Source organism: Pseudomonas sp. KH_021, from assembly GCF_057838865.1.
This window is the reverse complement of the sequence record NZ_CM174477.1, coordinates 4,542,313-4,562,748: the sequence shown is the minus strand read 5'-3', so window position 1 is coordinate 4,562,748 and position 20,436 is coordinate 4,542,313. Positions and strand designations below refer to the sequence as shown.

17 protein-coding genes are annotated in these 20,436 nt (G+C 58.5%); 14 read left to right on the top strand and 3 right to left on the bottom strand.

Translation table 11 applies throughout. From position 1 onward, the window contains the following. The first annotated feature begins 59 nt into the window (after window positions 1-59). The 4 genes from AC3IX4_RS21025 (at window position 60) to AC3IX4_RS21010 (ending at window position 3,034) form a co-directional block, all read left to right on the top strand. Window positions 60-1,499 (top strand): aminotransferase-like domain-containing protein, encoded by a 1,440-nt coding sequence (locus AC3IX4_RS21025; protein ID WP_489257310.1) that lies wholly within the window; start codon window positions 60-62, stop codon window positions 1,497-1,499. A 93-nt stretch (window positions 1,500-1,592) separates the two neighbouring features. Then, the gene (locus tag AC3IX4_RS21020) at window positions 1,593-2,012 is read left to right on the top strand and encodes a hypothetical protein (protein ID WP_489257309.1); all 420 of its coding nucleotides are present in this window, start codon (window positions 1,593-1,595) and stop codon (window positions 2,010-2,012) included. A gap of 127 nt (window positions 2,013-2,139) precedes the next feature. After that, a complete protein-coding gene (locus tag AC3IX4_RS21015; RefSeq protein ID WP_489257308.1) occupies window positions 2,140-2,397 on the top strand; it encodes a YkgJ family cysteine cluster protein in 258 nt (85 codons plus the stop codon). Window positions 2,398-2,428: 31 nt separating this feature from the next. Beyond that, window positions 2,429-3,034, top strand: a complete 606-nt coding sequence (locus AC3IX4_RS21010; RefSeq protein WP_489261331.1) for an START domain-containing protein — start codon at window positions 2,429-2,431, stop codon at window positions 3,032-3,034. 112 nt (window positions 3,035-3,146) lie between these two features. Here the strand turns inward: AC3IX4_RS21010 and gltA are convergent, their stop codons facing one another. Further along, the gene (gltA, locus tag AC3IX4_RS21005; protein WP_489257307.1) at window positions 3,147-4,436 is read right to left on the bottom strand and encodes a citrate synthase; all 1,290 of its coding nucleotides are present in this window, start codon (window positions 4,434-4,436) and stop codon (window positions 3,147-3,149) included. A 350-nt stretch (window positions 4,437-4,786) separates the two neighbouring features. Here gltA and sdhC point away from each other — a divergent pair, with 350 nt between their 5' ends. The 10 genes from sdhC to brnQ all read left to right on the top strand — a co-directional run bounded on the left by sdhC (window position 4,787) and on the right by brnQ (window position 17,827). Continuing rightward, complete coding sequence (gene sdhC / locus AC3IX4_RS21000) at window positions 4,787-5,173, top strand: succinate dehydrogenase, cytochrome b556 subunit (RefSeq protein ID WP_489257306.1); 387 nt, start codon at window positions 4,787-4,789, stop codon at window positions 5,171-5,173. Further along, window positions 5,167-5,535 carry a succinate dehydrogenase, hydrophobic membrane anchor protein gene (gene sdhD, locus AC3IX4_RS20995; protein WP_489257305.1) on the top strand — a complete coding sequence of 123 codons (369 nt, stop codon included), beginning with the start codon at window positions 5,167-5,169 and terminating at the stop codon, window positions 5,533-5,535. The genes sdhC and sdhD overlap by 7 nt, the downstream gene beginning before the upstream one ends. Before the next feature lie 3 nt (window positions 5,536-5,538). Further along, the gene (sdhA, locus tag AC3IX4_RS20990) at window positions 5,539-7,311 is read left to right on the top strand and encodes a succinate dehydrogenase flavoprotein subunit (protein WP_489257304.1); all 1,773 of its coding nucleotides are present in this window, start codon (window positions 5,539-5,541) and stop codon (window positions 7,309-7,311) included. A gap of 11 nt (window positions 7,312-7,322) precedes the next feature. Continuing rightward, on the top strand, window positions 7,323-8,027 hold the full coding sequence (locus tag AC3IX4_RS20985) for a succinate dehydrogenase iron-sulfur subunit (protein WP_489257303.1): 705 nt from the start codon (window positions 7,323-7,325) through the stop codon (window positions 8,025-8,027). A 253-nt stretch (window positions 8,028-8,280) separates the two neighbouring features. Next, a complete protein-coding gene (locus tag AC3IX4_RS20980) occupies window positions 8,281-11,112 on the top strand; it encodes a 2-oxoglutarate dehydrogenase E1 component (protein WP_489257302.1) in 2,832 nt (943 codons plus the stop codon). 39 nt (window positions 11,113-11,151) lie between these two features. Beyond that, window positions 11,152-12,372 carry a 2-oxoglutarate dehydrogenase complex dihydrolipoyllysine-residue succinyltransferase gene (gene odhB, locus AC3IX4_RS20975; RefSeq protein WP_489257301.1) on the top strand — a complete coding sequence of 407 codons (1,221 nt, stop codon included), beginning with the start codon at window positions 11,152-11,154 and terminating at the stop codon, window positions 12,370-12,372. Window positions 12,373-12,496: 124 nt separating this feature from the next. Then, on the top strand, window positions 12,497-13,933 hold the full coding sequence (lpdA, locus tag AC3IX4_RS20970; protein WP_489257300.1) for a dihydrolipoyl dehydrogenase: 1,437 nt from the start codon (window positions 12,497-12,499) through the stop codon (window positions 13,931-13,933). 189 nt (window positions 13,934-14,122) lie between these two features. Continuing rightward, window positions 14,123-15,289, top strand: a complete 1,167-nt coding sequence (gene sucC / locus AC3IX4_RS20965) for an ADP-forming succinate--CoA ligase subunit beta (RefSeq protein WP_274295102.1) — start codon at window positions 14,123-14,125, stop codon at window positions 15,287-15,289. Then, window positions 15,289-16,170 (top strand): succinate--CoA ligase subunit alpha, encoded by an 882-nt coding sequence (gene sucD / locus AC3IX4_RS20960; RefSeq protein ID WP_489257299.1) that lies wholly within the window; start codon window positions 15,289-15,291, stop codon window positions 16,168-16,170. Before sucC ends, sucD begins: the two co-directional genes overlap by 1 nt. 349 nt (window positions 16,171-16,519) lie before the next feature. Further along, window positions 16,520-17,827, top strand: a complete 1,308-nt coding sequence (gene brnQ / locus AC3IX4_RS20955; protein WP_489257298.1) for a branched-chain amino acid transport system II carrier protein — start codon at window positions 16,520-16,522, stop codon at window positions 17,825-17,827. A 159-nt stretch (window positions 17,828-17,986) separates the two neighbouring features. Here the strand turns inward: brnQ and cobA are convergent, their stop codons facing one another. Both cobA and AC3IX4_RS20945 read right to left on the bottom strand, forming a co-directional pair. Then, window positions 17,987-18,730 (bottom strand): uroporphyrinogen-III C-methyltransferase, encoded by a 744-nt coding sequence (cobA, locus tag AC3IX4_RS20950; protein WP_489257297.1) that lies wholly within the window; start codon window positions 18,728-18,730, stop codon window positions 17,987-17,989. A 30-nt stretch (window positions 18,731-18,760) separates the two neighbouring features. Beyond that, window positions 18,761-20,431 carry a bifunctional protein-serine/threonine kinase/phosphatase gene (locus tag AC3IX4_RS20945; protein WP_489257296.1) on the bottom strand — a complete coding sequence of 557 codons (1,671 nt, stop codon included), beginning with the start codon at window positions 20,429-20,431 and terminating at the stop codon, window positions 18,761-18,763. Window positions 20,432-20,436: the final 5 nt, after the last annotated feature.

Sequence of the window (20,436 nt, the reverse complement as noted above, 5' to 3'; positions counted from 1 at the left end):
GTTAACTGTTACGGTAGTCTTGAGCCAACAATGAGATCGCCTGCACGCTGAGATCTGTGATGACCAATCTCCTGCTTTACCAACGTATCGCCCAACAGTTGGCCGAAGACATTCGTCGCGGGGTCTATCAGCCCGGCGAGCGTGTGCCATCCGTTCGAAAAATGAGCTCGCAGCTCAATGTTAGCCATGCGACTGTATTGCAAGCTTATGCCAACCTGGAGGACCAGGGCCTGATCCGTGCTCGGCCCCAGTCGGGTTATTACGTTCACCAAACACCCGCTTTGACCGCGCCAACGCCTGATATTGCGCGGGTAGAGCGTCCGGGTCTGGTCACGCGCAGCAGTATCATCCAGCAAGTGTTGGTGGAGTCGCGCCGTGAAGGCGTTTTCCCGCTCGGTGCTGCCGTCCCGCACGTGGATTATTTGCCGGTTCGGGCCTTGCACCAGCAGTTGGCCAAGGTCACTCGCTTTCACAGCCCGCGGGCTTTCAGCTACATGTTCAGCCCCGGTTTCGAGCCGTTGCGCCGTCAAGTGGCGATCCGCATGCGGGATGCCGGTGTGGTGGTCGATCCATCGGAAGTGGTGATTACCCACGGCTGCGTGGACGCGTTGCAGATGTCATTGCGGGTGCTGACGCGTCCCGGTGACTTGATCGCCGCGGAGTCCCCCACTTACTACGGTTTGCTGCAATTGGCCGATCTGCTGGGCCTTAAGGTCATCGAAATTCCTAGCGACCCGTCAACCGGCATCAGCCTTGAGGCCCTGCAGCTGGCCGCCAACCAGTGGTCGATCAAAGCCTTGGTGCTGACGCCGCGCTTGAGCAACCCGCTGGGTGGCACCATGCCCGAAGAAAGGCAGAAGCATCTGTTGCGGCTGGCATCGGATTTTGACATTCAGATTGTCGAAGACGACATCTATGGCGAATTGATGTTCGAGCAGGGCAAAACCAAGGCGCTCAAGGCGCATGACCGGTTGGGGAGGGTGATCTACTGTTCGAGCTTTTCCAAGACCTTGTCGCCGGGTGTGCGAATCGGCTGGATGATCGCCGGTAAATTCCAGGCTGAAATCCAGCGCTTGCAGACATTTTCGACACATTCGGCCTGCAGTGTTACGCAAATGGGGGTTGCAGCTTACCTGGAGAATGGGGGCTATGACCGCCATTTGCGTTACATCAGGCAGGAATACCGGAAAAATCTCAGTGCTTATCAGCTTGCTGTGCAGCAATATTTTCCCGAAGGTACGCAGATGACCCGGCCGACGGGCGGGTTTATCTTGTGGGTCAGCTTGCCTGGGAGAGTCAATACTCAAGAACTGCACGTCAGGGCATTGCAGCAAGGGATCAGTATTGCGCCGGGGCTGATTTTCAGTAACACCGAGCAATTCAACCACTGTATTCGCCTCAACTGTGGAATCCCTTGGAATCGCGAGGCGGAACGTGCGTTGATGACCCTCGGGATGCTGGCCAGCCAACTGTGCCAGGAGTCAGCCCAAGGCCTGTAATCATGAAGAAAGTGTAAAAGAGACGGTGCGGGCTTGTCAGTGGGCGTTTGAACGAGGACCATAGGTCTCAATTCGCCCTCATTGCCTGCGTCCATGAAAGCTTCCCGCCTGGTTTGTGCTTTAGTATTCAGCCTTGTTGCCTCGCCTTTCGGCCCCACTGCGTTGGCTGCCGAACGGGAAGGGGTGCAGGCTGAGGTTCACAAAGCCACTGGCAAGGCTACTGAAAAAGCGCCTGCCAAGACGCCTGCACGCAAGAAATCCGAGGTGGCAAAATCGAGGCTTGACCTGAGCCTGCCACCAGAAATGGTCAATGAGTTGGAGCCGGCATCAAAGGTTGATGCCATTGTGCTCAAGCCGCTGCTGCCGTCGATGTTCGATGAGGCGCTCAAGGCTGGCGAAAGCCCTTTTCAGCTCAACGGCCGCTTGATCAGCAACGAAATGCAGCTGCAATTGCGCAATGACTTTCAGCGGGAAATCGAAGGCGCAGCGCTGGAATTTGAATTCAAACGGTAGCCAGCAAAAATTTTCGAATGACTCATGAGTCACTTCAAGTTTCATCCCAACGGCAATTTCAAACGGCTGTTTTAGTCGCTACTATCATGTTTCCATCATCACCCTGATTTGAAGAGGTCCTGACGTCATGAAATGCCGTGAAGGCTGTGGCGCCTGCTGCATTGCCCCCTCTATCAGCTCGCCCATCCCTGGAATGCCTGATGGCAAGCCGGCTGGCGTGCGCTGCCTGCAATTGTCGGTCGACAATCTCTGCCAACTGTTCGGGCGCCCTGAACGGCCGGCGGTGTGTGGGGCATTTGAAGCTGATGCCGAGGTGTGTGGCAGTAGTCAGGAAGAGGCAATCACTATTCTTGGGTGGTGGGAGCAGGCGACAGCTGTGGCCTGATGAACTGATTCTCGACAATAAGGAATACAAAATGGGATCGCTGCGTCGAATGGCTGCTGTAACCGGGTTGAGCGTATTGCTGATGAATGGCGCCTATGCCGAAGAGTGGCAAGTGGCCAAGGATGAGGATGGGATCAAGGTTTCGCTGAGTGAGGTGGCGGGCTCCGAATACAAGGCTTATCGCGGGGTCACCCTGATCAAGGCCAGTGTTGCCGATATCAGGAAAATCCAGGAAGACGTCGCAGGTTCATGCGCCTGGATTCATGAGTGCAAGACGCAGAAACTGGTCAAGCATGAAGGTGATCAGAGCTGGACTTATACCCAGTTCGCTACCCCTTGGCCCGTTACACCGCGCGATTCAGTGTTGCGTGTCACCTCAACCCAAGATGCAGATGGCAGCTTCACTCGAAAACTGGAGGGTGTGCCGACCTACATTCCCGAAGAAAAAGGCTTTGTGCGGGTCGCTAAAGTAGAAGGGTTCTGGAAATTGACCCCCAAAGGAGATCAAACCGAGGTCACCTATCAGGTGCATACCGAGCCTGGTGGTAGTGTTCCGGCGATGGTTGCCAACAAATTTGTCGTAGATGCGCCTTTTAATACGCTGAAAGGGCTGAAAGAGCGGGCGGAAAAGAAATAACAATTTTTATTTAATTGTGTTTTCTTAAAACTGTACTGCTTAAAGTGTTAAATATTTCCCACAAAAAAAGCTGCCCGAGGGCAGCTTTTTTTGTATTCGGCTTCGGCAAAGCTTACTTGCGATTGTCGATGCTTTCGATGTCGCGCTGCTCGTAGCCGGTGTACAGCTGGCGTGGGCGGCCAATCTTGTACGGGCTGGAGAGCATTTCTTTCCAGTGAGAGATCCAGCCGACAGTCCGCGCCAGGGCGAAGATCACGGTGAACATGCTGGTTGGAATGCCGATGGCCTTGAGGATTATCCCCGAGTAGAAGTCGACGTTCGGGTACAGCGAGCGCTCGATGAAGTAAGGATCGGTCAGGGCGATCTCTTCAAGGCGCATGGCCAGTTCCAGCTGCGGATCGTTCTTGATGCCCAGCTCTTTGAGCACTTCGTCACAGGTTTTCTTCATGACGGTAGCGCGTGGGTCGCGGTTTTTGTAAACGCGATGACCGAAGCCCATCAGCTTGAACGGATCGTTCTTGTCCTTGGCCTTGGCGATGAACTTGTCGATGTTCGAGACATCGCCGATTTCATCGAGCATGGTCAGGACCGCTTCGTTGGCGCCGCCATGGGCAGGGCCCCACAGTGCAGCGATACCGGCGGCGATACAGGCGAACGGGTTGGCACCCGAGGAGCCTGCCAGGCGTACGGTGGAAGTCGATGCGTTCTGCTCGTGGTCGGCGTGGAGGATGAAGATCCGGTCCATGGCCTTGGCGAGTACCGGGCTGATCGGTTTGATCTCGCACGGGGTATTGAACATCATGTGCAGGAAGTTTTCCGCGTACGTCAGGTCGTTGCGCGGGTACATCATGGGTTGGCCCATGGAGTACTTGTAAACCATCGCCGCCAGGGTTGGCATCTTGGCAACCAGGCGAACCGCGGAGATTTCGCGGTGCTGCGGGTTATTGATGTCCAGGGAGTCATGGTAGAACGCCGACAGGGCGCCAACCACGCCGCACATGACCGCCATTGGGTGGGCGTCGCGGCGAAAGCCGTTGAAGAAGGACTTCAACTGCTCGTGAACCATGGTGTGGTTCTTTACGGTGCTGACGAACTGGGCCTTCTGCTCTGCATTCGGCAGTTCGCCGTTGAGCAGCAGGTAGCAGGTTTCCAGGTAGTCGGATTTTTCGGCGAGCTGCTCGATCGGGTAGCCGCGGTGCAGCAGGATACCTTGGTCGCCGTCGATGTAGGTGATCTTCGACTCGCACGAGGCGGTCGCCATGAAACCGGGGTCGAAAGTGAAGCGGCCCGTGGCCCCCAGCCCTCTAACGTCGATAACATCGGGACCAACGGTGCCGGTTAAAATGGGCAGCTCGACGGGGGCAGCGCCCTCGATGATCAACTGCGCTTTTTTGTCAGCCATGTGGCCTCCTATTAATGCTTGAAATCATCAGACAGACCCCCCACGCAGGGCCCGCACCACTATAGTGAGATAAATTCGAAAGTCAATTTGCTTAAAGTGCGGCTGGATAAGGCTTTGGGCGTTGTTTTTCCTCGACAATCCCAGCCATTTACGCCTTTTGTTCGGCCAGCGCAATCCGCTATTTGGGGTAGGCCTTTGCGTTGTCATTAGTAGCCTAACTGTCTATACTCGGCACCCGACCGCCAGGGGCTTGCGAGCCCGTCTTTCTGGGGGTCGCACTCCGTGGGTGGTGGGTACCTGACCAGTGCACTTCCCAACAACTTTGCCCTGCTTGCTAGGGGCTCTTCAGTGTGAAAAAAGCCGTGAAAAGCCAACGACCTGTAAACCTAGACCTAAGGACCATCAAACTCCCTGTCACTGCTTACACGTCCATTCTCCACCGTATTTCCGGTGTCATTCTCTTCCTGGGCATTGCCATCATGCTTTATGCATTGGATAAAACCCTGGGTTCGGAGGAAGGCTTCGGCGAGGTGAAGGCGTGTTTGACCAGCCCGCTGGCCAAGCTTGTGATTTGGGGCCTGCTGTCCGCCTTGTTGTATCACCTGGTGGCCGGTGTGCGCCATCTGATCATGGACATGGGCATCGGTGAGACGCTGGAAGGCGGCAAACTGGGCTCGAAAATTGTCATCGCCGTCTCTGTGGTGGTGATTGTTCTGGCGGGAGTCTGGATATGGTAACTAACGTCACGAACCTTTCGCGTTCGGGCCTCTATGACTGGATGGCGCAACGCGTTTCTGCGGTCGTTCTCGCGGCTTATTTCATCTTCCTGATCGGATACATCATCGCTAACCCGGGCCTTGAATTTGACCAGTGGCATGATCTGTTCTCCCATACCGGAATGCGCATTTTCAGTCTGCTGGCACTGGTTGCCCTGGGCGCTCACGCCTGGGTCGGCATGTGGACCATAGCAACTGACTACCTGACGCCAATGGCGTTCGGCAAGTCGGCGACTGCAATTCGTTTCCTGTTCCAGGCTGTATGCGGCGTTGCAATGTTCGCTTACTTCGTCTGGGGCGTGCAGATTCTCTGGGGTATCTGATTCATGGCTAACATTCCAACGATTTCCTTCGACGCCATCATTGTTGGTGGTGGCGGTGCCGGCATGCGTGCCGCACTGCAGCTGGCCCAGGGCGGCCACAAGACTGCGGTGATCACCAAAGTGTTCCCGACCCGTTCGCACACTGTATCGGCCCAGGGCGGCATCACTTGCGCCATCGCCTCTGCAGACCCGAACGATGACTGGCGCTGGCACATGTACGATACCGTCAAGGGATCCGACTACATCGGTGACCAGGACGCTATCGAATACATGTGTCAGGAAGGCCCGGCTGCGGTCTTCGAGCTGGACCACATGGGTCTGCCGTTCTCCCGTACCGAAACCGGTCGTATCTACCAGCGTCCATTCGGCGGTCAATCCAAGGACTACGGCAAGGGCGGCCAGGCTGCGCGTACTTGCGCTGCATCCGACCGTACCGGTCACGCACTGCTGCACACCCTGTACCAGGGCAACCTGAAAGCCGGCACCACCTTCCTGAACGAGTGGTACGCGGTCGATCTGGTCAAGAACCAGGACGGCGCCTTCGTCGGTGTGATCGCCATCTGCATTGAAACCGGTGAAACCTCTTTCATCCGTTCCAAGGCAACTGTACTGGCGACCGGTGGCGCGGGTCGTATCTATGCGTCTACCACTAACGCCCTGATCAACACCGGCGACGGCGTTGGCATGGCGCTGCGTGCTGGCGTGCCGGTGCAAGACATCGAAATGTGGCAGTTCCACCCAACCGGCATCGCCGGCGCAGGTGTACTGGTTACCGAAGGCTGCCGTGGTGAAGGTGGTTACCTCATCAACAAGCACGGCGAGCGTTTCATGGAGCGTTATGCGCCCAACGCCAAGGACCTTGCCGGTCGTGACGTTGTGGCCCGTTCCATGGTTAAAGAGATCATCGCCGGTAACGGCTGTGGCCCTAACGGCGACCACGTGATGCTCAAGCTCGACCACCTGGGTGAAGAAGTGCTGCACAGCCGCCTGCCAGGTATCTGTGAGCTGTCGAAAACCTTCGCTCACGTCGACCCTGTTGTCGCGCCGGTTCCGGTTGTTCCAACCTGCCACTACATGATGGGCGGCGTTGCCACCAACATTCATGGCCAGGCCATGACTCAGAACGCCAATGGCGAAGACACCATCATCCCTGGTCTGTTCGCAGTGGGTGAAGTGGCGTGCGTATCGGTTCACGGTGCCAACCGCCTGGGCGGCAACTCGCTGCTCGACCTGGTGGTATTCGGTCGCGCTGCTGGTCTGCACCTGGAAAAAGCGCTGACCGAGGGTATCGAGTACCGCGATGCCAGCGACACCGACATCGACGTTGCGCTGAGCCGCTTGAACAAGCTCAACGAGCGCACCACCGGTGAAGACGTCGCAACCCTGCGTCGCGAGCTGCAAAGCTGCATGCAGAACTACTTCGGTGTATTCCGTACCGGCGAATACATGCAGAAGGGTATTGCCCAGTTGGCCGACCTGCGCGAGCGCATCGCCAACGTCAAGATCAACGACAAGTCCCAGGCGTTCAACACCGCACGTATCGAGGCACTGGAACTGCAGAACCTGCTGGAAGTGGCCGAAGCCACTGCCATCGCTGCAGAAGTGCGTAAAGAGTCCCGCGGCGCTCACGCCCGTGAAGACTTCGAAGATCGTGATGACGAAAACTGGCTGTGCCACACCCTGTACTTCCCGGGTGAGAAACGCGTTGCCAAGCGTGGTGTTAACTTCTCGCCGAAAACCGTACCGGCTTTCGAGCCAAAAATACGGACTTACTAAGGGTGGCCGACATGTTGAAAGTCGAAGTTTATCGTTACAACCCAGACACGGACTCGGCACCGAAAACCCAGGTATTCGACGTCGACACCGGCGGCAAGGACCTGATGGTTCTGGACGTGCTGGCGCTGATCAAAGAGCAGGACGAAGGCTTCTCCTATCGTCGCTCCTGCCGTGAAGGCGTTTGTGGTTCCGACGGCATGAATATCAACGGCAAGAACGGCCTGGCGTGCGTCACGCCGCTGTCCGCTGTCGTAAAAGGTAACAAGTTGGTCGTCCGTCCGTTGCCGGGTTTGCCGGTAATTCGTGACTTGGTCGTCGATATGAGCATCTTCTACAAGCAGTACGAGAAGGTGAAGCCGTTCCTGCAGAACGATACGCCGCCACCGGCTATCGAGCGTCTGCAATCGCCGGAAGAACGTGAAAAGCTGGACGGTCTGTACGAGTGCATCCTGTGCGCTTGCTGCTCGACTTCCTGCCCGTCGTTCTGGTGGAACCCTGACAAGTTCCTGGGCCCAGCTGCACTGCTGCAAGCGTATCGCTTCCTGGCAGACAGCCGTGACAACAAGACCGAGGAACGTCTGGCTTCCCTGGACGACCCGTTCAGCGTATTCCGCTGCCGCGGGATCATGAACTGCGTGAACGTCTGCCCTAAAGGTCTGAACCCGACCAAGGCAATCGGCCACATACGCAACATGTTGCTGCAAAGCGGTACCTGATTTTAAAAGTGTTGTACCCGTAGCACACCGACGTGCGGACCCTTGTCCGCACTGAGGTGAAACCCGAGCGAGGGCTCACAAAGCCCGAACTCTTACTTTCGAAGATATGAGACCAGCAGGGGCACTCCGGGCTGGTACCCGGAAAATCCGCAGGACCTTAGTTAGTGGCTTGGTTCAGTCGCTGCACTCTGACTTTTCCACCCCTTTCTTTGATCACTTGCCGATTCAGGCCCCTAACCGAGGGTGACCAAGCATGCAAGAAAGCGTGATGCAGCGCATGTGGAACAGCGCCCACCTGTCAGGTGGTAACGCTGCCTATGTGGAAGAGCTCTATGAGCTCTACCTGCACGACCCTAACGCTGTGCCAGAAGAGTGGCGCACTTACTTTCAGAAGTTGCCCGCCGAAGGCAGCACTGCTACCGATGTATCGCACTCGACAATCCGCGACCATTTCGTACTGCTGGCAAAGAACCAGCGCCGCGCCCAACCGGTTTCCGCCGGCAGCGTGAGCAGCGAACACGAGAAGAAGCAGGTTGAAGTGTTGCGACTGATCCAGGCCTACCGTATGCGCGGCCATCAAGCCGCTCAGCTCGACCCGCTAGGGTTGTGGCAGCGCCCTGCGCCAGTAGACCTGTCGATCAATCATTACGGCTTGACCAATGCCGATCTTGATACGATCTTCCGTGCCGGCGACCTGGTTATCGGCAAGGAGGAAGCGAGCCTACGCGAAATCCTCGAAGCGTTGCAGCAGACATATTGCCGCACCATCGGCTCCGAGTTCACCCACATCACCGATTCCGAGCAGCGCAGCTGGTTCCAGCAGCGTCTGGAAAGCGTGCGTGGGCGCCCGGTATTTTCTGCCGACATCAAGAACCATGTGCTTGAGCGCGTCACCGCTGCCGAAGGTCTGGAAAAATACCTGGGTACCAAATACCCGGGCACCAAGCGTTTCGGTCTGGAAGGTGGCGAAAGCCTGATCCCGATGCTGGACGAGATGATCCAGCGTTCCGGTTCCTACGGTACCAAGGAAGTCGTGATCGGCATGGCTCACCGTGGCCGTCTGAACGTTCTGGTCAACACCTTCGGCAAGAACCCGCGCGACCTGTTCGACGAGTTCGAAGGCAAGAAGCAGGTCGAGCTCGGCTCTGGCGACGTGAAATACCACCAGGGCTTCTCGTCCAACGTGATGACCGCAGGCGGTGAAGTTCACCTGGCCATGGCGTTCAACCCGTCTCACCTGGAAATCGTATCGCCTGTGGTCGAAGGTTCGGTGCGTGCCCGTCAAGACCGTCGCAACGATGCGGTAGGTGACAAGGTACTGCCGATTTCCCTGCACGGTGACGCGGCCTTTGCTGGCCAAGGCGTTGTGCTGGAAACTTTCCAGATGTCCCAGACCCGCGGTTTCAAGACTGGCGGTACGGTACACATCGTCATCAACAACCAGGTCGGCTTCACCATCAGCAACCCTCGTGACTCTCGCTCCACCGAGTACGCGACCGACGTTGCCAAGATGATCCAGGCGCCGATCCTGCACGTTAACGGTGATGATCCAGAAGCTGTGCTGTTCGTGACCCAGTTGGCGATCGACTATCGCATGCAGTTCAAGCGTGACGTGGTCATCGACCTGGTCTGCTACCGTCGTCGCGGCCACAACGAGGCCGACGAGCCAAGCGGCACCCAGCCTCTGATGTACCAGAAAATCGCCAAGCAGCGCACCACCCGTGAGCTGTATGCCGAGAGCCTGGTCAAGAGCGGCGTGCAGACCGAAGCCACTGTTCAGGCCAAGATCGACGAGTACCGCAACGCGCTGGACAACGGCCTGCATGTAGTAAAAAGCCTGGTCAAGGAGCCGAACAAAGAGTTGTTCGTGGATTGGCGCCCGTACCTGGGCCACGCGTGGACTGCGCGTCACGACACCCGCTTTGATCTGAAAACCTTGCAGGAACTGTCTGCCAAGCTGCTGGAAATTCCAGAAGGCTTCGTGGTGCAGCGCCAGGTTGCGAAGATCTACGAAGACCGTCAGAAGATGCAGGCCGGTGGCTTGCCGATCAACTGGGGTTACGCCGAAACCATGGCGTACGCGACCCTGGCCTTCGAAGGTCACCCTGTGCGCATGACCGGCCAGGATATCGGCCGCGGTACCTTCTCGCACCGTCACGCGGTGCTGCATAACCAGAAGGATGCGAGCACCTACGTGCCGCTGCAGAACCTCTACGCCGGCCAGCCACGTTTCGACCTGTACGATTCGTTCCTGTCCGAAGAAGCGGTACTGGCGTTCGAATACGGCTATTCCACCACCATGCCAAACGCACTGGTGATCTGGGAAGCCCAGTTCGGCGACTTCGCCAACGGTGCGCAGGTTGTGATCGACCAGTTCATCACCAGTGGCGAGCACAAGTGGGGCCGTCTGTGCGGTCTGACCATGCTGCTGCCACACGGTTATGAAGGGCAGGGGCCGGAGCACTCCTCGGCACGTCTTGAGCGTTACTTGCAGCTGTGCGCCGAGCACAACATCCAGGTATGCGTACCGACCACCCCGGCACAGATCTACCATCTGCTGCGCCGTCAGGTGATCCGTCCGCTGCGTAAACCGCTGGTCGTGTTGACGCCCAAGTCGCTGTTGCGCCACAAGTTGGCCATCTCGACCCTGGAAGATCTGGCCGAAGGTTCGTTCCAGACGGTCATCCCAGAGATCGACACGCTGGATGCGGCCAAGGTTACTCGCCTGGTCCTGTGCAGCGGCAAGGTCTACTACGACTTGCTGGAAAAACGCCGTGCCGAAGGCCGCGAAGACATTGCCATCGTGCGTATCGAGCAGCTTTATCCGTTCCCGGAAGACGACCTGATGGAGGCCATCGCGCCTTACACCAATCTCACGAACGTGGTGTGGTGTCAGGAAGAGCCGATGAACCAGGGTGCCTGGTACAGCAGTCAGCATCACCTGCGTCGCAGCATCGGTAACCACAACAAGGCCCTGGGCCTGGAATACGCTGGCCGCGAAGCTTCTGCCGCGCCTGCCTGTGGTTATGCGTCGATGCACGCCGAGCAGCAGGAAAAACTGCTGCAAGATGCCTTTACTGTTTAACGCCTTCGCATAGAAATCGAATTTAAGGAACCACTGATAATGGCTATCGAGATCAAAGCCCCAACTTTCCCGGAATCGGTTGCCGATGGCACCGTTGCCACCTGGCACAAGAAACCGGGCGACGCCGTCAAGCGTGACGAATTGATCGTCGACATCGAAACCGACAAGGTCGTACTCGAAGTTCTGGCGACTGTTGACGGTGTACTGGGTGCGATCGTCAAGGACGAGGGCACAACCGTCCTGTCCGACGAAGTCCTCGGCTCCATCACCGAAGGCGGCGCTGCTGCCGCGCCTGCCGCTGCTGTTGCCGCCCCTTCCGGTGGTGCTCCTGCTCCGGCTGCCGCTGAAGCTGAAGACGCCATCGGCGCTCCAGCTGCTCGCAAGCTGGCCGAAGAAAACGGTATCAACCTGAACAGCGTCAAAGGCACTGGCAAAGACGGCCGCGTGACCAAGGAAGACGTCGTTGCAGCCATCGAAGCGAAGAAATCCGCTCCTGCTGCTGCACCTGCCAAGCCTGCTGCTCCTGCGGGCGCCGCGCCAGTAATGGCTGCCGGTGACCGCACCGAGAAGCGCGTGCCAATGACCCGCGTGCGCGCTACCGTGGCCAAGCGCCTGGTAGAAGCACAGTCGAACATGGCTATGCTGACCACTTTCAACGAAGTCGACATGACCGAAGTCATGGCGCTGCGTTCGAAGTACAAGGACCTGTTCGAGAAGTCGCACAACGGCGTGCGCCTGGGCTTCATGTCGTTCTTCGTCAAGGCCGCCACCGAAGCGCTGAAACGCTTCCCGGCTGTCAACGCCTCGATCGACGGCAGCGACATCGTGTACCACGGCTACGCCGACGTCGGTGTTGCTGTTTCCAGCGACCGTGGCCTGGTCGTACCGGTTCTGCGTAACGCTGAGCTGATGAGCCTGGCTGAAATCGAAGGCGGCATCGCCACCTTCGGCAAGAAAGCCCGTGACGGCAAGCTGTCCATCGACGAGATGACCGGCGGCACCTTCACCATCACCAACGGTGGCACCTTCGGTTCGATGATGTCGACTCCGATCGTCAACCCGCCGCAAGCGGCCATCCTGGGCATGCACAACATTCTGCAGCGTCCGATGGCAGTCAACGGTCAGGTTGTCATCCGTCCGATGATGTACTTGGCACTGTCCTACGATCACCGTTTGATCGACGGCAAAGAAGCTGTGACCTTCCTGGTGACCATCAAGAACCTGCTGGAAGACCCGGCTCGTCTGCTGCTGGACATCTGATCAGGCTTCCTGGGCCTGCGTTCGCCTTCCGGCGAGGGCAGGCTTTTGGCCGAAAGATTCAGCTTCGTCCCAAGGCGGCCCCCCTCAAGGGGGCTGTCCGGTTTGATTCGATAAGGAATGTGTTATGACTCAGAAATTCGACGTGGTAGTGATTGGTGCAGGCCCTGGCGGCTATGTGGCTGCTATTAAGGCAGCCCAACTCGGTCTGTCGACTGCCTGCATCGAGAAATACACCGATGGCGAAGGCAAGCTCGCCCTCGGCGGCACCTGCCTGAACGTAGGTTGCATTCCTTCCAAGGCGCTGCTGGACAGCTCCTGGAAGTACAAGGAAGCCAAAGAGAGCTTCAACGTCCACGGTATCTCGACTGGCGAAGTCAAGATGGACGTCGCCGCGATGGTTGGCCGCAAGGCTGGCATCGTCAAGAACCTGACCAGCGGTGTCGCCACCCTGTTCAAGGCCAACGGCGTGACCTCCATTCAAGGCCACGGCAAACTGCTGGCTGGCAAGAAAGTTGAAGTCACCAAGGCTGATGGCACTGTTGAAATCATCGAAGCCGAGAGCGTGATCCTGGCCTCCGGCTCGCGTCCGATCGACATTCCACCGGCTCCGGTCGACCAGAACGTCATCGTTGACTCCACCGGCGCACTGGAATTCCAAACCGTACCTAAGCGTCTGGGCGTGATCGGCGCTGGCGTGATCGGTCTGGAGCTGGGCTCGGTCTGGTCGCGTCTGGGTGCTCAGGTTACTGTCCTGGAAGCACTGGATACCTTCCTGATGGCGGCTGACACTGCCGTTGCCAAGGAAGCGCAGAAGACTCTGACCAAGCAAGGCCTGGACATCAAGCTGGGCGCTCGCGTCACCGGTTCCAAGGTCAACGGCGAAGAAGTCGTGGTGACCTACACCGACGCCAACGGCGAACAGAACATCACCTTCGACAAGCTGATCGTAGCTGTTGGTCGCCGCCCGGTGACCACCGACCTGCTGGCAGCTGACAGTGGCGTTACCATTGACGAGCGCGGTTTCGTGTTCGTTGACGATCATTGCGCGACCAGCGTACCGGGCGTCTACGCCATTGGTGACGTGGTCCGCGGCATGATGCTGGCGCACAAGGCCTCCGAAGAAGGCATCATGGTTGTCGAGCGCATCAAGGGCCACAAGGCTCAGATGAACTATGACCTGATCCCTTCGGTCATTTACACTCACCCGGAAATTGCGTGGGTCGGCAAGACCGAACAGGCCTTGAAGGCTGAAGGCGTTGAGGTTAACGTGGGCACCTTTCCGTTCGCCGCCAGTGGCCGTGCCATGGCAGCCAACGATACCGGTGGTTTCGTCAAGGTCATCGCCGATGCCAAGACCGACCGCGTACTGGGTGTTCACGTGATTGGCCCAAGCGCTGCCGAACTGGTTCAGCAGGGTGCAATCGCAATGGAATTCGGCACCAGCGCTGAAGACCTGGGCATGATGGTTTTCTCCCATCCGACCCTGTCTGAAGCGCTGCATGAAGCCGCACTGGCCGTTAACGGCGGTGCGATTCATATAGCCAACCGTAAAAAGCGTTAAACAATAAGAAACCACGGCGTACAGCCCGTCGTCAGTCTCGTCGTCAGTCTTGCATACAAGACTGACCGCGGAACCTACGCCGGACTCGATCCTGCGCAGTTCGCTGCGCAAGTAAGCGGTCACAGGTGGCGCGGCACTCCCTAACAGTGCAGCGCCGAAGCGCAGTACCTAACGAAGACGGTAAAAAGCATGAATCTTCACGAGTATCAGGGTAAGCAGCTGTTCGCTGAATACGGCCTGCCAGTATCCAAGGGTTTCGCAGTCGACACCCCTGAAGCGGCAGCAGAAGCCTGCGAAAAAATCGGTGGCACCGAGTGGGTCGTCAAGGCCCAGGTCCACGCCGGTGGTCGCGGTAAAGCGGGCGGCGTCAAGCTGGTTCGCAGCAAAGAAGACGCCAAGGCGTTCGCTGCGCAATGGTTGGGCAAGCGTCTGGTCACTTACCAAACTGACGCCAACGGTCAGCCAGTGACCAAGATCCTGGTCGAATCCTGCACCGATATCGCCAAAGAGCTGTATCTGGGCGCTGTAGTCGATCGTTCGAGCCGTCGCATCGTGTTCATGGCTTCCACCGAAGGTGGCGTGGACATCGAGAAAGTCGCTCACGAAACTCCTGAAAAAATCATCAAGGCCACTATCGATCCACTGGTTGGCGCTCAGCCATTCCAGGGTCGCGAGCTGGCTTTCCAGCTGGGCCTGGAAGGCAAGCAAGTTGCTCAGTTCGCCAAGATCTTCGTCGGTCTGGCCAAGCTGTTCAAGGAACACGACCTGGCTCTGCTGGAAGTGAACCCGCTGGTGATCAAGGCTGACGGCGATCTGCACTGCCTGGACGCGAAGATCAACATCGACGCCAACGCCATGTACCGCCAGCCTAAGCTGAAAACTTTCCACGACCCGTCCCAGGACGATCCTCGTGAAGCCCACGCTGCCAGCTTCGAGCTGAACTACGTGGCCCTGGAAGGCAACATCGGTTGCATGGTCAACGGTGCTGGCCTGGCCATGGGTACCATGGACATCGTCAACCTGCACGGCGGCAAGCCAGCCAACTTCCTCGACGTAGGTGGCGGCGCAACCAAAGAGCGCGTAACCGAAGCGTTCAAGATCATCCTGTCCGACTCCAACGTCGCGGCCGTATTGGTCAACATCTTCGGCGGCATCGTTCGTTGCGACATGATTGCCGAAGGCATCATCGGTGCAGTGAAAGAAGTCGGCGTTAAAGTGCCGGTTGTTGTTCGTCTGGAAGGCAACAACGCTGAACTGGGCGCCAAAGTACTGGCAGAAAGCGGTTTGAACATTATCGCGGCAACTAGCCTGACCGACGCTGCTCAACAAGTTGTCAAAGCTGCGGAGGGCAAGTAATGAGCGTCCTGATCAATAAAGACACCAAAGTCATCTGCCAGGGTATTACCGGTTCGCAAGGTAGTTTCCACACCCAGCAAGCCATCGAATACGGCACCCAGATGGTGGGTGGCGTAACTCCAGGCAAAGGCGGCACCGAGCACCTGGGTCTGCCAGTATTCAACACCGTGAAAGACGCTGTAGCTGCCACTGGCGCCACCGCCAGCGTGATCTACGTTCCAGCTCCTTTCTGCAAAGACTCGATCCTGGAAGCGGCCTTCGGCGGCATCAAGCTGATCGTCTGCATCACCGAAGGCATTCCTACCCTGGACATGCTGGATGCCAAGGTCAAGTGCGACGAGCTGGGTGTTACCCTGATCGGCCCTAACTGCCCAGGCGTCATCACTCCGGGCGAGTGCAAGATCGGCATCATGCCAGGTCACATTCACTTGCCAGGCAAGGTCGGTATCGTTTCCCGTTCCGGCACCCTGACCTATGAAGCCGTTAAGCAGACCACTGACGCCGGTTTCGGTCAGTCCACCTGCGTTGGTATCGGTGGTGACCCGATCCCAGGTTCGAACTTCATCGACATCCTGAAACTGTTCCAGGAAGACCCGCAGACCGAAGCGATCGTCATGATCGGTGAGATCGGCGGTTCGGCTGAAGAAGAAGCGGCTGCCTACATCAAGGCACACGTGACCAAGCCAGTTGTTTCCTACATCGCTGGTGTGACTGCCCCTGCTGGCAAGCGCATGGGCCATGCGGGCGCAATCATCTCTGGCGGCAAAGGCACTGCAGACGAGAAATTCGCTGCTCTGCAAGACGCAGGTGTAAAAACCGTGCGTTCGCTGGCAGACATCGGCAAGGCCCTGGCCGAGCTGACCGGTTGGGAAGCCAAGTAAGCCTCGCGCTTATTTGACGTTCCACCAACAAAGGCCACCTTCGGGTGGCCTTTGTCGTATCTGGTTCTCGGTATTTCCTAGTACGGCTGAAGATTTTTCCCGCGGTTGCCGCACAGAGTTGCAACGATTGCTGTTCTCTAGGCGACAACCGGTTGCACCTATCGGACAATTCGATAGGCTGCGATGCTTTAAAGGTGCAACTTGGTTACACTGAGGGCCATTTTGTACCGGTGCCCCAAAAGGGCGCGTGCGTACTTAGCGGGTCTGTCCTCATCAGGATCGACTGCATTTCCCTCACCCATAGGGAAATCCCCCTCTAATTCCGATTCAGTAGTGTGGTATTTCCTTAATGAAAGTGTTGAAAGGCCAGGACATCCTGGCGCTTGGTTTTATGACGTTCGCGTTGTTCGTGGGTGCTGGCAATATCATCTTCCCACCTATCGTCGGCCTGCAGTCTGGTCCCCATGTCTGGATGGCTGCCCTGGGCTTTCTTGTTACCGCTGTAGGTCTTCCGGTGATCACCGTGGTTGCCTTGGCCAAGGTCGGTGGCGGCATGGACGCGCTGAGCAGTCCCATCGGTAAAGTGGCTGGCGGCCTGTTGGCTGCGGTTTGCTACCTGGCGGTCGGCCCGCTGTTCGCTACCCCGCGTACCGCCACGGTGTCCTTTGAAGTGGGCGTGGCGCCCCTGACCGGCGAAAGCCCGCTGGCGCTGTTTATCTATAGCCTGGTGTACTTTATTGTCGTGCTGGCGGTGTCGATGTATCCGGGCCGTCTGCTCGATACTGTCGGTCGCTTTTTGGCACCGTTGAAGATCATTGCCCTGGCTGCGCTGGGTATCGCCGCGTTCGCCCTGCCTGCTGGCACCATCGGTGAGGCGCAACCTGCCTACGTCGCCGCGCCGTTCTCGCAAGGCTTCATCAATGGCTACCTGACCATGGATACCCTGGGCGCGCTGGTGTTCGGTATCGTCATCGTCAATGCCATCCGCTCCCGTGGTGTCGAGTCGCCCAAGCTGATCACTCGCTATGCAATCATTGCCGGCCTGATCGCAGGCGTGGGGTTGGCGCTGGTTTACATCAGCCTGTTCCGCCTGGGTGCCGGCAGCCATGACATTGCGGCGACCGCCACCAATGGCGCCGCGGTATTGCACGCCTATGTACAACACACCTTCGGCTCGCTGGGCAGTGGCTTCCTGGCCGTGTTGATTGCGCTTGCCTGTCTGGTGACTGCAGTGGGCCTGACCTGCGCCTGCGCCGAATACTTCAGCCAAGTGTTGCCGCTGTCCTACAAGACCCTCGTGGTCATTCTGGCGGCATTCTCGCTGTTGGTGTCCAACTTGGGCCTGACCAAGCTGATCGCCTTTTCGATCCCCGTGCTGACCGCCATCTACCCGCCGTGCATCGTTCTGGTTGCCTTGAGTTTCTGTAAGGGCATCTGGAACTCTCAGGCGCGGATCATGGCGCCGGTGATGCTGGTTTCGTTTGTTTTCGGCATGATCGACGCGCTCAAGGGCGCAGGCTTCGAGTTGCCAGGGGTTCTGGCGCACCTGCCGATGAGCGAGCAAGGCCTGGCTTGGTTGATCCCGTCGGTGATCACCCTGGCTGGGGCCGTCGTGGCGGATCGCCTGCTTGGCAAACCGAGCGAAGCGTTGGCCTGATTGTAGCCGCTGCCGACAGGCTGCGATCGGCCGCAGAGCGGGCGCAGGATCTCGCGACCGCCTTGGCGCCCCTGACGGGCCGCATCGCAGCCTTCGGCAGCGGCTACAGTCAGCAGCCTGGAAGCCCTGCAGCCATTGAGCTGCAGGGCTTTTTTGTATTCAGCCCGCCATGACCTCTTTGATGACCGCCTGTGCTGCCTGCGCGGCGACTTCCCCAATGACCAGAATCGCCGGGCTTTGCAGGCCGAACGCCTGCGCATCGGTGCTCAGGGTGCCAAGCTGGCTGCGGCATTCACGCTGGTGGGGGAGGGATGCGTTTTCGATCATGGCCACTGGCATGGTGCTTTGCATCCCGCCCGCTAACAGGCTTTCAGCAATTTCCCCAAGCTTGGCTACACCCATGTAGATCACCAGGGTCGTGCCACCTTGTGCCAGTGCCTGCCAGTTCAGGCAGCTGTCATCTTGAGTGTGGGCCGTCACCAGCGTCACCCCACGGCTGACGCCTCGCAGCGTCAAAGGAATATTGCACTGGGTGGCACCTGCCAGGCCGGCGGTAATGCCGTTGACCAATTCGACCTCGACACCCTGGCTCTGCAGCCATTGGGCCTCTTCGCCGCCGCGACCGAAAATGCAGGGGTCGCCACCTTTAAGCCTTGCCACACACTTTCCCTGGCGCGCATAGCGCAGCATCAAACGATGGATAAAGGCTTGTGGAGTGGAGCGACAGCCACCCCGTTTGCCGACCGGGATCACGCGTGCCTGTGGGCAATGCTCGAGCACTGCCGGATTGACCAGGTCGTCGATCAACACCACGTGAGCCTCGCCCAGCGCGCGGACCGCCTTGAGCGTCAGTAATTCAGGGTCTCCAGGGCCTGCACCCACCAGCCAGACTTTCGCGTTCATGTTTTTTCCTCTGTGTGGGAGCCGGTGGTGTCATGCCTTGAGCACTGATACCAGCAATATAAGGTTGATAACCAGTGACAGCAGCGCAAGTGTTCGCCAGACCTTGAGGGGCTCGCGCTCCAGCAAGGGCCGGGCGCGCAGGGCGGGTGGTTGGCGCTCGGCTTGTTCGAGCAATAGCAACCACTGCTCGGCCGTCTCGAAGCGTTGTTCGGGGTTGGCCGCAACGGCGCGTGCCACGTTGGCGGCCAACCAATCCGGGACATCCGGGCGAAACCGACTGACGCTCACCGGGTTGTTGAAGCGAGGCCGCTGGAACGCTTCGACCTCGCCATAGGGGTAATGCCCGGTCAGCAGAAAGAACAGGGTGACACCCGCGGCATACAGGTCCTGCTGCGGGTTGGGTGACGCACCCTCGAACGCTTCCGGGGCGATGTAACTGGGGGTGCCCGTGAGTTCAAAGGCCTCGGTCTGCGACAGACCCGGGCAATAGGCCAGGCCGAAATCGAGTACGCGCAGTTCGCCATCGTCGCCCATGTGCAGGTTTTCCGGCTTGATGTCGCGATGCAGGATATTGCGTCGATGGAGCATCCCCAGTGCCCGCAGCAGGCGCTGGGCAATCGACTGCCATTGGTCAAGGGGGAGCGGACCGTCCTGGGTGAAGCGCTCGGCCAGGGTCTGGCCTGGATATTCACGCATCAGGTAGTACAGGTGCTGACGCTGGGAGGCCGGGTGCACTTCGGGAAAGTGCCGGCCGGCCACACGACGCAGAAACCATTCCTCCAGCAATAAGCTTTGTTGGGCGGCGGGGTCTTCATCGCGGCCGGCTGGCAAGGTCTTGAGCAGCCAGGTTTGTTGTTGGGCGTCGCGCATCCGGTAGAGCCTGGATTGGCGGCTCTGCTTCACCAGCGCCATGACTTCAAGGCCGTCGAGCTGTTGGCCGGCCTTGAGTGGTCCGGGCCATGACCATTGCGCTGACTGCGCCAGGCTATCGCCCAAGGTCGTCAGCCCCAATTGATCGACCTGAACGAGCAAGGCGCTCGCGTTGTCTTGGCTGCCCGCCAGGTGGGCGCTTTGCACCAGTGTCTGAACGGCCTGTTCGAGATCGTTCTGCTCGCGCAGCACGCGGCTGATTTCATGATCCTTAAGCACCGCCCAGACCCCATCGCTGAGGATCAGGAAGCGTTCGTCCTGGCGCAACTCGCCTTCCAGATAGTCGACCACCAGGTGTTGATCCAGGCCCAGCGCCCGCTTGAGCACATGCTGCATGCCAGGCTGATCCCAGACATGATCCTCGCTGACCCGCAGCAGGCAATCATCAAGCCAGCGGTAGACGCGGCAATCGCCCACGTGGGCCATGGTAAAACGCTGGCCGCGCAGCACCAGCGCACTCAAGGTCGTGAGCAGCGGCTGGCCGCCACCGTTGGCCTGCAGCCAGCGATTTTGTGCCAGTAGTAGACGGTCCAGAGCCTGGGTAATGCCCCAGGTTTCAGGCGTGGCGTAGTAGTCCAGGGCCAATGCCTGCAAGCTTGCGCGTGCTGCCAGGCCGCCGTCGGCGCACTGGCTGACGCCATCGGCCAGTGCAAACAAATAGCCCTTGCTCGCCGCCAAGGCCGGCGCCGGCGTCACCAGGCGCAGGGCGTCCTGGTTTTCGCTGCGCGGTCCGGTGGCGGAGGCGTGGGCGAAGCTTAATTGCAGGCTCATGAGGC

Excerpts from the sequence above, each read along its gene's own strand:
- AC3IX4_RS21025 (WP_489257310.1), top strand. The coding sequence starts at position 60 with ATGACCAATCTCCTGCTTTACCAACGTATCGCCCAACAGTTGGCCGAA.
- AC3IX4_RS21020 (WP_489257309.1), top strand. The coding sequence starts at position 1,593 with ATGAAAGCTTCCCGCCTGGTTTGTGCTTTAGTATTCAGCCTTGTTGCC.
- AC3IX4_RS21015 (WP_489257308.1), top strand. The coding sequence starts at position 2,140 with ATGAAATGCCGTGAAGGCTGTGGCGCCTGCTGCATTGCCCCCTCTATC.
- AC3IX4_RS21010 (WP_489261331.1), top strand. The coding sequence starts at position 2,429 with ATGGGATCGCTGCGTCGAATGGCTGCTGTAACCGGGTTGAGCGTATTG.
- gltA (WP_489257307.1), bottom strand. The coding sequence starts at position 4,436 with ATGGCTGACAAAAAAGCGCAGTTGATCATCGAGGGCGCTGCCCCCGTC.
- sdhD (WP_489257305.1), top strand. The coding sequence starts at position 5,167 with ATGGTAACTAACGTCACGAACCTTTCGCGTTCGGGCCTCTATGACTGG.
- sdhA (WP_489257304.1), top strand. The coding sequence starts at position 5,539 with ATGGCTAACATTCCAACGATTTCCTTCGACGCCATCATTGTTGGTGGT.
- AC3IX4_RS20985 (WP_489257303.1), top strand. The coding sequence starts at position 7,323 with ATGTTGAAAGTCGAAGTTTATCGTTACAACCCAGACACGGACTCGGCA.
- AC3IX4_RS20980 (WP_489257302.1), top strand. The coding sequence starts at position 8,281 with ATGCAAGAAAGCGTGATGCAGCGCATGTGGAACAGCGCCCACCTGTCA.
- odhB (WP_489257301.1), top strand. The coding sequence starts at position 11,152 with ATGGCTATCGAGATCAAAGCCCCAACTTTCCCGGAATCGGTTGCCGAT.
- lpdA (WP_489257300.1), top strand. The coding sequence starts at position 12,497 with ATGACTCAGAAATTCGACGTGGTAGTGATTGGTGCAGGCCCTGGCGGC.
- sucC (WP_274295102.1), top strand. The coding sequence starts at position 14,123 with ATGAATCTTCACGAGTATCAGGGTAAGCAGCTGTTCGCTGAATACGGC.
- sucD (WP_489257299.1), top strand. The coding sequence starts at position 15,289 with ATGAGCGTCCTGATCAATAAAGACACCAAAGTCATCTGCCAGGGTATT.
- brnQ (WP_489257298.1), top strand. The coding sequence starts at position 16,520 with ATGAAAGTGTTGAAAGGCCAGGACATCCTGGCGCTTGGTTTTATGACG.
- cobA (WP_489257297.1), bottom strand. The coding sequence starts at position 18,730 with ATGAACGCGAAAGTCTGGCTGGTGGGTGCAGGCCCTGGAGACCCTGAA.
- AC3IX4_RS20945 (WP_489257296.1), bottom strand. The coding sequence starts at position 20,431 with ATGAGCCTGCAATTAAGCTTCGCCCACGCCTCCGCCACCGGACCGCGC.